At 59.1% G+C, this 12,619-nt stretch carries 7 protein-coding genes; 6 read left to right on the forward strand and 1 reads right to left on the reverse strand.

Features of this window, described 5'->3' with window-relative positions; translation table 11 throughout:
* Nucleotides 1-58 precede the first annotated feature (58 nt).
* The 3 genes from AM571_RS19050 to AM571_RS19060 all read left to right on the forward strand — a co-directional run bounded on the left by AM571_RS19050 (nt 59) and on the right by AM571_RS19060 (nt 9,207).
* Nucleotides 59-325, forward strand: a complete 267-nt coding sequence (locus AM571_RS19050) for a YMGG-like glycine zipper-containing protein (protein ID WP_074062741.1) — start codon at nt 59-61, stop codon at nt 323-325.
* Between the two features lie 156 nt (nt 326-481).
* Nucleotides 482-2,404: an autotransporter assembly complex protein TamA gene (locus tag AM571_RS19055; protein ID WP_196776295.1), complete on the forward strand. Its 1,923-nt coding sequence runs from the start codon at nt 482-484 to the stop codon at nt 2,402-2,404.
* Nucleotides 2,405-2,463: 59 nt separating this feature from the next.
* A complete protein-coding gene (locus AM571_RS19060; RefSeq protein ID WP_074062743.1) occupies nt 2,464-9,207 on the forward strand; it encodes a translocation/assembly module TamB domain-containing protein in 6,744 nt (2,247 codons plus the stop codon).
* Here the strand turns inward: AM571_RS19060 and AM571_RS19065 are convergent.
* Nucleotides 9,204-9,632 carry an Lrp/AsnC family transcriptional regulator gene (locus tag AM571_RS19065; RefSeq protein WP_074062744.1) on the reverse strand — a complete coding sequence of 143 codons (429 nt, stop codon included), beginning with the start codon at nt 9,630-9,632 and terminating at the stop codon, nt 9,204-9,206. The two genes, AM571_RS19060 and AM571_RS19065, sit on opposite strands and share 4 nt — an antisense overlap.
* Before the next feature lie 132 nt (nt 9,633-9,764).
* On the opposite strand from AM571_RS19065, the gene rocF reads away from it, so the two are divergent.
* The 3 genes from rocF to AM571_RS19080 all read left to right on the forward strand — a co-directional run bounded on the left by rocF (nt 9,765) and on the right by AM571_RS19080 (nt 12,615).
* Nucleotides 9,765-10,700 (forward strand): arginase, encoded by a 936-nt coding sequence (rocF, locus tag AM571_RS19070; RefSeq protein ID WP_074062745.1) that lies wholly within the window; start codon nt 9,765-9,767, stop codon nt 10,698-10,700.
* 11 nt (nt 10,701-10,711) lie between these two features.
* A complete protein-coding gene (gene rocD / locus AM571_RS19075; RefSeq protein ID WP_074062746.1) occupies nt 10,712-11,911 on the forward strand; it encodes an ornithine--oxo-acid transaminase in 1,200 nt (399 codons plus the stop codon).
* Between the two features lie 227 nt (nt 11,912-12,138).
* A complete protein-coding gene (locus tag AM571_RS19080; protein ID WP_027511677.1) occupies nt 12,139-12,615 on the forward strand; it encodes a chemotaxis protein CheW in 477 nt (158 codons plus the stop codon).
* Nucleotides 12,616-12,619 lie beyond the last annotated feature (4 nt).

The raw sequence follows: 12,619 nt of genomic DNA on the forward strand, positions 1-12,619 counted from the left end.
AAAAGACACCGTGAAGGGACAGCGGCTGCCAAGCGGGCAGTCAACCTTGGAGAGAAAAATGAAGAAAGCAATCGCATTTGCTCTGATCGGCCTCTCGATCGCGAGCTGCACGCCTACTGAGCAGGGTGCCGGGATCGGTGCGGCATCAGGCGCGGTCATCGGCGGGGTCGCCACAGGCAATGTTCGCGGAGCCGCAGTCGGCGCTGCGATCGGCGGCGTCACGGGTGCCGTCATCGGCAGAGTCTCCGAACAGCCCGGCCAATGCTACTATCGCGACCGCTATGGTCGCCGCTACATCGACGATTGCCCCGGCGATTATCGCTGAGACACAGTTGTGCAAGGTCCGAAAATCCCGGCTGCAACCGGGATTTTTCATCTTTCGTACTAAATTAGCTCGAAAAGAGCTTAAATCGGTACACCTCGTGCATTTTTGCCGCTAAGCTGTTAATGGCTGGGCAACGCATGTAATTAAAAGCGGCTGATGCAGATCAGAGGGACGACACCGAAATCAGGTTTTGCGTATCGGCGGGCAGGCACCATGATGGTGATCGCGGCAGCGGCTGCGTTCTCACCGGTTCTGACTGGCGAGGCCTATGCATTCAAGCTATTCGGCATCACCATTTTCGGCGAAGACGAGAGTGACAGCGAGCAGGTGCCCGATCCTGTGCGCTATGACGCCAATCTTACGACGGATACCGCCGATCCCGATCTCAAAGAGGCTTTGGAAAACAGTTCTCGTCTGGTCGGTGACGAGGATCGCCCGGTTTCGGGCGACCTCGGCATTGTCGTCAAGGCACGCGACGACCGTGATCGCCTGATCGCGGTCCTCTACGAAAAAGCGCGCTACGGCGGCGTCGTGACGATCACGATCGACGGAAAGAACATCGACGACCTTCCTCCCAACCCGACCTTCGACCGGGCAAAGCCCGTTGCCGTTCAAGTCGCTGTCGAGCCGGGACCGGCCTTTCGGGTCAAGGAAGTGCAGTTCGGCGGCGATGCTGCAACCCGCAATCCCGCAGATTACGATCTGGCGCCCGGCCAAGAGGCCGGGTCGCTGACGATCATCAAGGCCGGGGACAAGATCGTCGAACAGCTGAAGAGCGAGGGGCGACCGCTTGCAAGGCTGACCACACGGCAAGTGGTGGCCGATCACCGCACCAAGACGGTCGATATCGTCATCGCGACGGAAGGTGGTCCGGTAGCCCCGATCGGCAATGTCGACGTAACCGGGCAGAAAGCCGTTAGACCTGCTTTCATCGAGCGTTATTCGCGCCTTGAAAGAGGAGGAGCCTATTCTCCAGAGGCGCTCAAGAAGGCTGGTGAGCGGTTGCGCGCGCTCGGCGTTTTTTCGAGCGTCACCATTCACGAAGCCGATAGCCTCGCCGCCGATGGGACGTTGCCGATGACCATCGAAGTGTCGGAAGGCAAGCAGCGTTATTTCGGTGTCGGCGCCAATTATTCAACGATCGACGGCATGGGGGTCCAAGGTTATTGGGGACACCGCAATCTCTTCGGCGAAGCGGAATCCCTTCGAATCGAGGGCGCGGTTGGCCGCCTGGGCGAAAACGACATAGGAAATCTCGACTACTCGACTGGTATACTCTTCACTAAACCCGGCGCGTTTTTCCCTGCCGCAACGCTGAAGGCCGGCATTCTCGCAAAGACCGAGAATCCGGATGCCTACAACGCCTCGCTCATCACCGCCTCGCTCGGCCTGTCTTACGAGCTGACGGATCAGGACACCGCCTCGGCGAGCGCTGAAATCAGCTATGAAAAGGACGATGACGCGTTTGGCGACAACGAATATCTGACTTTCGCCCTGCCGCTTACTTACGAGCGCGATGCACGCGACAACAAACTCAACCCTACGGAAGGGTACCGGGCAACGCTTGCAGCGACGCCGAGCTATGAGATGTTCGGCAGCACGATCTTCTCGTCCTTCGAGGGTTCGATTACCGGCTACCAGTCGATCGGCATTGAGGACAATGTTATCTTCGCTGGCAAGGTGGCGGCCGGCATGCTGGTCGGCGGAGAATTACCGGACATTCCCGCAACGAGACGTTTTTTTGCCGGAGGTGGCGGTTCGGTTCGAGGGTATGGCTATCAGGAGATCTCCCCCTACAACTCCGAGGATGAAGCGACGGGCGGAAAATCTTATGTCACCGCCTCGCTGGAAGCGCGCGTCAGGATCACCGAGACCATCGGCATCGTTCCTTTCATCGACGTCGGAACAGTTGGAAGCGAGGAATTTCCCGATTTTTCCGATATCCGTGCCGGGGCCGGTATCGGAATTCGTTACGCCACGCCTTTTGGCCCCCTGCGGCTTGATTTTGCCGTACCATTGAACAAGTACGAGGATGGCACAAATTACGGCATCTATGCCGGGATCGGCCAGTCTTTCTAGAATGCGACATTCGCGGATTTCAACCCGCGAACAATGACGAACAGGGTAGTTCCGCCTTCATGCAAGCGCTGACGAAATTCGTGAGTTGGACCATCCATGTAATCGGCGTTGCGACCGGTGCAGCACTGATTCTTGCCGCGATAGCCTTTGCGATCTTCGGTTTCACCTCGTTCGGCTCGCGTATTGTCACGGAAGAAGTCGCGGAAGAGCTTTCCAACCGCGACATGAAGATTGCGGTCCGCGAGCCAAGCGGTCTGCTTACCGGCGGATTGCGCGCAGCGGAGATAACGGTTTCAGACACGCGCGGAGTATTCGCACAGATCTCCGGTCTCTCGATAGACTGGAACCCGTTGGCGCTGCTGCGAGGCGAGTTCCACGCAAGCGAACTCTCCCTCGGCTCTGTCAATATAATCCGAAAGCCGGTGCGTACTATTCCCTCACAACCAGCAAGCGGTGAAGACGAGGGTTTCAGCCTGCCGATCAAGATCGATGTCGACAGGATCGTTATATCTGACATCAATCTGAGCGAGCAGTTCGCGGGACGCGCCTTTACTTTAACGGCCGGCGGCAATCTGCAGGCCGACCAGAATGGCGGGAATGTCGTAATCAATATCAGCCGTCATGATGTGCCCGACGCCAAGCTCTCGGCCGATTTGGCGTTCATGCCCGATCAGAACCAGTTGAGGCTGAAGGCGCAGCTATCTGAACCGAAGGGCGGTTTGCTTGCCGCTTTCCTGTCGCTGCCTGGCGATCCTTCAGTCGATATCGTCGTCGATGGCGAAGGGCCGGTTTCTGATTGGAACGGCAGGCTTCAAGCCGCCCTGGACGGCCAGCAACGGGCTTCGATCAAAGGACACCATGCGCTTACGCAAGACGGTCTGCACCATCTTGATCTCAAGGGCGGCGGTGACCTGAACACCCTGCTGCCGCCGGCCTTCCGGCCATTGTTCTCCGGCCAGACGAACATCGATGTCTCCGCCACCTACAACAATAGGGGCAAACTCGACATCCAGACCGGCAACATAGCAACCGGCAGCGTCGTCATTGCGGCGTCCGGCACCCTGGATCGAGCGGGCAACAACAGCCTGAACGTCAACGTGCTCGGAACGTCCGGCCCGGTCGATTTCCGCTGGCCGCTTGCCGATGGCGAAGCCCGTTTCATGGTGACCGGTCTAAACCTGGCCCTCACAGGCGATGCGCAGTCGGCGCGGCTGAACGCCAGCGCTTCGCTCGATGCCGCAACATTGCCACAAGCGACGATCGGCAACGTGAAACTGACTGCAAAGAGCGACGCTTTCAACCTGGCCAAGCGTTCCGGTGCCGTTCAATTGCGTATGGTTGCCGGTGACACGACGTTCATGAACCCGGATATCAATCGAGCAGTACAAGGTCCTGTGACGCTTGCCGCGCCGCTGCAAATCGCCGCCGATGGAGTAGGCTTCAACGGGACGACATTGGAAAGCGCCCAAGCAAGCGGCACCGTCAACGGCACCTACAAACTCACCGACAACACGCTGACGGGTAACGCCAAGCTTACCATTCAGCCCGCGGCACTGCCGCCTGCTATCGCACCGCGCTTCGATGCTCCGATTTCGATCGATACACAGATCGCCGGAACCATTCCGTCCAAGATCAACCTCTCGGATCTCGTCGTCAAATCCGGAACGATCGAAACTGCCGGCTCCGTGATGCTTGACGGCGAAAGCCTCACCGCCAACCTTTCGGGGCGGCTGCCAAATGTAGCGAAGCTTCTGGAAACCGCCGAAGGCGAGGCGAGCTATACGGTCAATGCCAGCGGCCCGCTGACAGCACTGGCGATCACGGCAAATCTCAAGGCCGCAACCCTTCGCACCGCTGGTCGAACGCTTGGTGATCTGGAGGTCAGGATTTCCGGCGCCGCTGATCCTGACGCACCCCAAGGTACCATCAATGCCAAGGGCACGATCGACGGCCAGCCGATTTCCATCGTTGCCGACGCACAGTCCAAAGGCGGCATCATCAGCGTCCCGTCTCTCAGTGCGGACGTCGGCAGTAACCGGCTGCAAGGCAATATCCAGCTGTCCTCGCGCTTCGAGCCCACCGGAGCGCTCACCTTCGATTTTCCCGATATCGGCCTGCTAGCTGCACTTTTCGGGCAGCGAGCCCAAGGCGATCTTAATGGTGCGCTCGACATCGCCAACGACAATGGCAAGATTGCGTTAAAGATGACGGCCACAGGAAATGGTTTGCAGCGCGATACATTTTCGATCGTGAAACCGGCTATCGCTATCACCGTCACCGACCTCAAAGGCCTCGCCGCCAACGGCATCGTCAAGGCAGGCGAGATGTCGGCAGGCGCCAACAGGCTCGCTGAACCGGTGCTGAACTTCGTGCAGCAACAGAACCGCACGAAGTTCGACCTTAACGCTGCCTACGACGATAGTCCGGTGTTTGTGAAGGGTGACCTTGAAACAAAAGCGGGCCGGACGACGATCCGGCTCGATCGATTTTCAGGCGAACCGCGCAACATTCCGGTTGAACTCTCCCAACCCGCCCAGATTGCGATTAACAACGGCCAGGCTGCGCTGAGCGGCCTCACGGTCAGGACCGGAAGCGGCTCCGTGGCGGTAACCGGCTCGGCGGGCGAGACGCTCGACATCAATGCGGTCATCAGCGAGCTGCCCGCAAGTCTCGCCAACGGTTTCGTTCCCAATCTGAATGCCGAAGGTGCTATCTCCGGAACGGTGTCGGTCAAGGGAACGCCGACGGCGCCGATTGCGGATTTCAAGCTTGACTGGAAGAATGCCGCGACAAGCCACACCAAAAACGCGCATCTTGCGCCATTCGGCGTCGCCGCGACCGGAAAGTTTGCCGACGACAAGCTCGGCTTCGACGCAAGCATCGATGGCTCCGAGGGACTGTCCTTGAATTCCCGCGGAAATGTTGTTTTTGCCGGAACGGACGTACGGAGCCTGAACATCGATGCCGATGTCATCAACCTTCCGGCAAGCATCGCCAATGGATTTGTTCCGGCTCTTGCCGCCGAAGGGACGATTTCGGGAACGGTCAAAGCATCAGGAACACTTTCCGCGCCGGCTGTCGATTTCGATCTCGATTGGAAGGACGCAGCCACAAGCCAGACCAAGGGTGCCGGATTGACAGCGCTCGGGGTGAGCGCCACTGGCAAATTCGCCGACAACAAGCTCGACTTCGATGCAGACCTATCGGGCGCAGCCGAAATGGGTCTCAAGGCAAACGGCAATGTTGTGATGGCCGGCACGGCGGTCCAAAGCCTCGACGTAAATGCCAATCTCGACAATGTCCCGGCAAGGCTTGCAAACAGCTTCGTGCCCGGACTTGCCGCCGAAGGAACGGTCTCGGGAACGGCCAAAGCGTCAGGAACACTTTCCGCACCGGCTGTGGATTTCGATCTTGCCTGGAAGGACGCAGCCACGAGTAAGACGAAACAGGCAGGGCTTGCTCCGTTCGGCCTGAGTGCCACCGGCAAACTTGCAAATAACAAGCTCGACTTCGATGCAGACCTGACCGGTGCGGCCGACACGCGGCTGAGCGCGGACGGGAATATTGTGATCGCCGGCACGGCGCTCCAAAGTCTTAACGTAAATGCCAATCTCAACAATGTTCCGGCAAAGCTCGCAAACAGCTTCGTGCCCGGACTTGCCGCCGAAGGGACGATTTCGGGAACGGCCAAAGCATCAGGAACACTTTCTGCGCCGGCTGTCGATTTCGATCTCGATTGGAAGGACGCAGCCACAAGCCAGACCAAGGGTGCCGGATTGACAGCGCTCGGGGTGAGCGCCACTGGCAAATTCGCCGACAACAAGCTCGACTTCGATGCAGACCTATCGGGCGCAGCCGAAATGGGTCTCAAGGCAAACGGCAATGTTGTGATGGCCGGCACGGCGGTCCAAAGCCTCGACGTAAATGCCAATCTCGACAATGTCCCGGCAAGGCTTGCAAACAGCTTCGTGCCCGGACTTGCCGCCGAAGGAACGGTCTCGGGAACGGCCAAAGCGTCAGGAACACTTTCCGCACCGGCTGTGGATTTCGATCTTGCCTGGAAGGACGCAGCCACGAGTAAGACGAAACAGGCAGGGCTTGCTCCGTTCGGCCTGAGTGCCACCGGCAAACTTGCAAATAACAAGCTCGACTTCGATGCAGACCTGACCGGTGCGGCCGACACGCGGCTGAGCGCGGACGGGAATATTGTGATCGCCGGCACGGCGCTCCAAAGTCTTAACGTAAATGCCAATCTCAACAATGTTCCGGCAAAGCTCGCAAACAGCTTCGTGCCCGGACTTGCCGCCGAAGGGACGATTTCGGGAACGGCCAAAGCATCAGGAACACTTTCTGCGCCGGCTGTCGATTTCGATCTCGATTGGAAGGACGCAGCCACAAGCCAGACCAAGGGTGCCGGATTGACAGCGCTTGGGGTGAGCACCACTGGCAAATTTGCCGATAACAAGCTCGACTTCGATGCAAGTGCGAATGCCGCGGATGGCGTAGCTTTGAAAGCGGCGGGTAAGGTCGTTGTTTCTGGAACGACTGTTCAGAACTTGGAGATTGAAGCGAACGTCACCAATGTTCCCGCAAGTGTGGCGAACGGCTTTGTTCCGGGCCTGGCTGCCGCAGGCACTGTTTCGGGAACGGTGAAAGCCTCTGGGACGCTTTCCTCACCTGCCGTTGATTTCAAGTTCGATTGGAAGGATTTGGCGACAAGTCAGACGAAGGGCGCCAAGCTGTCGTCGCTGAACCTCAGCGCGATCGGCAAATTTGCCGACAACAAGCTTGATTTCGACGCGAATGCGAGCGGAGCTGACGGAGCTTCGCTGAAAGCGATCGGCAATCTTGCAATTGCCGGCCAGAGAGTCGAGAGCCTGAAGGTGGAGGCCGACATTGCCAATCTACCGGCAGGCATCGCCAACAATTTCGTGCCAGGCCTTGCAGCAGAAGGTGTCCTTTCTGGCACGGTCGTGGCCGCGGGAAACCTCGCTTCCCCGACAGCCGATTTCAAACTCGACTGGAAGAACGCGGCGACCAGCCACACCAGGAAGGCAGGACTGTCCCAGCTCGCGATGAACGCGACAGGCAAGCTTGCCAACAACAGACTCGACTTCGATGCCATCATGAACGGCGCTGACAACATGACGCTGAAAGCTGGCGGCAACGTCATGATAGAGGGCACGGTCGTCAAGAGCCTCAAAGTTGATGCCAATGTCTCCAATCTACCGGCGAGCGTGGCAAACGGTTTCGTCCCGGGCCTCGCCGTGGAGGGAACGGTCTCCGGAACCGCAACGGTTTCGGGGTCGCTTTCCGCTCCGAAGGTTGATTTCAAGCTCAACTGGAAGGATGCATCGACCAGCCAGACCAAAGGCGTCGGGCTCTCGCCCTTTGCAATAGCCGCCAACGGCAACCTCGCCGACAACACACTCACCATCGATACCGACCTTACCGGCGACAGCGGCCTTTCGATGAAGGGCGGCGGCACCGTTGCGATCACCGGCGGTCGGGCCCTTAACTTGCAGTTCCGCGGCAACCTCCCCTTTGCCATCATGGGCGCACAGCTGGCGCAACAGGGCTTTGTCGCAGAAGGTAACGCCGATATTGACCTCCGGATCACTGGCACGGCCGCCGGCCCCGTCATCAACGGGTCTATTTCGACCAGCGGTGCCAGGCTGGTCGATGTCCGCAGGAATCTTGCGCTCAATAATGTTGTCGCCAACATTACGATGAATGGCGAGCAGGCCACCATCTCCCGCCTGAGCGGCAACTTCGCGAGCGGCGGCAGGGTTACGGCGAGCGGCACGGTCGGAATCCGGCCAGGCAGTGGCTATCCGGTGAACATCGAGGTTAGGCTGGACAGGGCAGTCTACGTTGACGGAACGCTTGTCGTCGCGACGGTCGATGGCAATCTCGCTCTGCGGGGTCCGCTTCTTACCAACCCGGCGCTGAGCGGCCGATTGAACGTCGAAAAAGCATCGATCACCGTGCCGGACAGGCTGCCTACTTCACTGCGCGAGATCGACATCAAGCACGTGAATGCACCACCTGCTGTGCGTGCCCAGCTGCGCGACGAAGCCCAAAAGCCCGGCGAGAAATCGACGACGCTCGCGCTCGACCTGCAGATCAACGCGCCGTCGAAGATCTACGTCCGCGGGCGCGGCATCGATTCGGAACTTGGCGGCAGTGTCACGATCAGGGGAACAGCGGCAATGCCCGTCGTTTCCGGCGGCTTTACCATGCGTCGCGGACGCCTGACCATGCTTAATCGCCGCCTGAACTTCACCGACAAGAGCCGCATTACATTTGCTGGCGATTTGACGCCGGCGCTCGACATGGAAGCGAGCTCCACTTCGGGATCAACGAGGCTCACCGTCGATGTCACGGGACTTGCAACAGATCCCTCGATCACCTTCTCGTCCTCGCCGACCTTGCCGCAGGATGAAGTTCTGGCGCAGCTCATATTCGGCCAGTCCATGTCGAAGCTCTCGCCGGTCCAGATCGCGCAGCTCGCCGATGCTGTGAGCCAGTTGGCGGGCGGACGTTCGACCTCGCTTTTCGAGGGGCTCCGCAACCAGCTTGGTGTCGACGACCTCAACATCAGCACCGACGAGAAGGGGCAGACGAGTGTCAGCGTCGGCCGCTATCTGAACGAACGCACCTATTTCGAGTTGCAGCAAGGCGGCGAAGCGGGCGCCAAGGCGATCATCAATCTCGATGTCGGGCGGGGCGTGAAATTACGTGGTGCGGCGGGTGGAAATGGTGCCGGCGAAGCCGGCATCGTCTACGAACATGAATACTAGAATGCGGTCTTGCGGGTTTTCAGCAGGATATTTGTTTCAGTCGAATTGATGCCGTTGATGAGCCGAATACGGCGGAGCGTCTCATCGAAGGAGACGAGATCGCGATCCTCAAGCTCCGCAACGAAATCCCATTTGCCGTTGGTGCTGTGCAGCGCGCGTACCTGCGGGAGACCGCGCAGCTGATCGGCTACTCGGTCGGCGAGCTTGCCGAGTACCTCGATCATGACGATCGCACGAACGCCGGCGGCGCGCGTTTCATGGCCGGTCCGGATGGTAAAGGCGGCAATGGTACCGCTTGCAACAAGCCGGTCGATACGGCCGGCAACGGTCGCACGCGAGGCGCCGGTCATCGCGGCGAGAGAGGATACCGGTATTCTAGCATTATGGCGAAGCGCGCTTAGAATTTCTTGATCAAGGTCGTCCATGGCATTCACTTTGTCGAAACACACTTAGCAAAGTGCAAAATCGGAGTTCATTTCTGACATTTTTCCATCTTTTTGCCGTCACGTCGATGTCCGAATATGCATTCATCCAAATTCGAATCCGGAGCGCCCAGAATGGAAGTTCAATCTCGATCAATCACACTCATTGGCGTTCCGGTAGAGGAGGGCTCGGGCCGGCGCGGAGCGGCGATGGGACCGGCAGCGCTACGCATTGCCGGTGTGGACCAAACCCTGATCGACCTTGGCCATGACGTGCGTGATGAAGGCGATATCCAGGTCGTTCCGGCGCGCGACCTTCCCAACCATCCGAAGGCTCACAATCTGCGTCTCATTGGCGCCTATACGCGTGCACTCGAAGCCAGCACCTACGACGCCGCTGCGGCCGGACGGTTTCCGCTGATTCTCGGCGGCGATCACAGCCTGTCGATGGGCAGTGTCTCCGGCATGGCGCGTTACGCAGCTGAAAAAGGCCGCCCGCTCTTCGTGCTCTGGCTGGACGCCCATTCAGATTTCAATTCGCCGGCCACGTCGCCTTCGGGCAACATGCATGGCATGCCGGTCGCCTTCTTCAGCGGTCAGGCCGAGGTCGCGGAAATCCTGCCCAAGGACCGGCCCCTCGTTGATCCGCGCAATGTGTTTCAGGTTGGCATTCGCTCCGTCGATCCATCCGAGCGCGTGGAAATCCAAAAGCACGGCGTCAACGTCTTCGACATGCGCTCGATCGACGAGCAGGGCATCGCAGCCACCATGCGCCATATCGTCAGCACGATCGAAAGGGCCAACGGTCTTCTGCATGTAAGTCTGGATGTCGATTTCCTCGACCCGGATATCGCGCCTGGGGTTGGCACCACCGTCCCTGGCGGCGCGACATTTCGCGAAGCGCACCTCGTCATGGAAATGCTTTCCGACAGCGGGCTCGTATCGTCGCTTGATCTCGTCGAGCTCAATCCGTTTCTGGACGATCGCGGCAAGAGTGCCCGCGTTCTCGTGGAACTGACGGCAAGCCTCTTCGGCCGCCGCATCTTCGATCGTCCGACACGCGCCGCATAAGGGGAAGCACCATGAGCACATCCGCAGATCTGATCGCCACCGAACACCAGCTTGGTGCGCATAACTACAAGCCGCTCGACGTCGTCCTGACCCGCGGCGAAGGGGTGTACGTCTGGGATACGGACGGCAAGCGGTATCTCGATTGCCTTTCCGCCTATTCGGCGGTCAACCAGGGGCACTGCCACCCGAAGATTCTGGCGGCGATGGTCGAACAGGCCGGCAAGCTCACTCTCACCTCGCGCGCATTCCGCAACGACCAGCTCGCCCATCTCTATGAGGAGCTGGCCGCGCTCACCGGCTCTCACAAGATCCTGCCGATGAACTCCGGCGCCGAAGCCGTCGAGACAGCCATCAAGGCGGTTCGCAAATGGGGCTATGAAGTGAAGGGCGTTCCCGAAGGCAAGGCGGAGATTATCGTCTGCGCCGATAACTTCCATGGCCGGACGCTGACCATCATCAGCTTTTCCACCGATCCGGACGCACGTGCCGGCTTCGGCCCCTATACGCCAGGCTTTCGTACGGTTCCCTTCGGCGATGCTGAAGCCTTCGCGGCAGCCATCAACGAGAACACCGTTGCCGCCCTCATCGAGCCGATCCAGGGCGAAGCCGGTGTCATCATCCCGCCCGAGGGATACTTCAAGCGTGTCCGTGAGCTGTGCACGGTCAATAATGTCACGCTGATCCTCGACGAGATCCAGACAGGCCTGGGCCGGACGGGCAAACTTCTGGCGGAAGAGCATGAGGGCATTGAAGCCGACGTGACGCTGATCGGCAAGGCGCTTTCCGGTGGTTTCTATCCGGTGTCGGCCGTCCTCTCCAACTCGGAAGTTCTCGGCGTCCTCAAACCCGGCCAGCACGGCTCGACGTTTGGAGGCAACCCCCTTGCTTGCGCCGTCGCCCGCGCGGCATTGAAGGTGCTCACCGAAGAAGGCATGATCGAAAATGCCGAGAAGATGGGTGCATACTTCCTCGACGGGCTGAGGTCGATTCGCTCCAACATCGTCAAGGACGTGCGCGGCCGTGGCCTGATGATGGCGATCGAGCTGGAGCCGGAAGCAGGTGGTGCGCGGCAGTATTGCCATAACCTCAAGGAACGGGGCCTTCTGGCAAAGGATACGCACGAAAATACGATCCGCCTGGCGCCGCCGCTCCTGATCACCAAGGAGCAGGTGGAATGGGCTGTCTCTGAGATCGAAAAGACGATCGCATAAGGCAAGCCCATTTTCGCTTTTATTGTTGATGCAACACCGCAGGTGAACCCAAAAAACCTTGTGGTCCGCTGTGGCGATTTAGATTTGTGCAACACTCTTCGGATAAGGTCCAAGTCAACCGTAACGAAGCCTCGAAGATCATTGAGAGGACGTCGCTTGGTGTGAAGGCACGGGGTTCGCGCCAATGGTGGCGCAGCCGCTTCTGCCGGGCTTGGAAAGACTTTCTAATGACGACGATCAACTCGAATAACTTCAGCGGCGATACTCTCGAGATCATCGCATTCCGCCTGCACGATCAGGAGTTCTGCGTAAAGACGACCACCATCCGCGAAATCCGCGGCTGGGCGCCCTCGACGCCGATCCCACATGCGCCCGCCGACGTCATCGGCGTCATGAACCTTCGCGGATCCGTTATCCCTATCATCGATCTCGCCTATAAGCTCGGCATGAAGAGCACCGTCGCCAATGAGCGCAGCGCCATCGTTGTCGCCGAAGTGCACAGCATGGTTATCGGCATGCTTGTCGACCGCGTCTCCGACATTCTGACGATTGCCTCCAGCCAGGTTCAGCCCGTACCGGAAGTGACGGCATCCTTCGATCGCGCGTACTGCGAGGGGGTCATCGCCTCGGAGAACGGCATGATCTGCTTCCTGAACCTTGCCAAGATGTTCAAGGAAAACGAAACGGACGAGCTGGCAGCGTAAGCGA

The sequence above is a fragment of the Rhizobium etli 8C-3 genome, from assembly GCF_001908375.1.
GTDB classification, from domain to species: domain Bacteria; phylum Pseudomonadota; class Alphaproteobacteria; order Rhizobiales; family Rhizobiaceae; genus Rhizobium; species Rhizobium etli_B.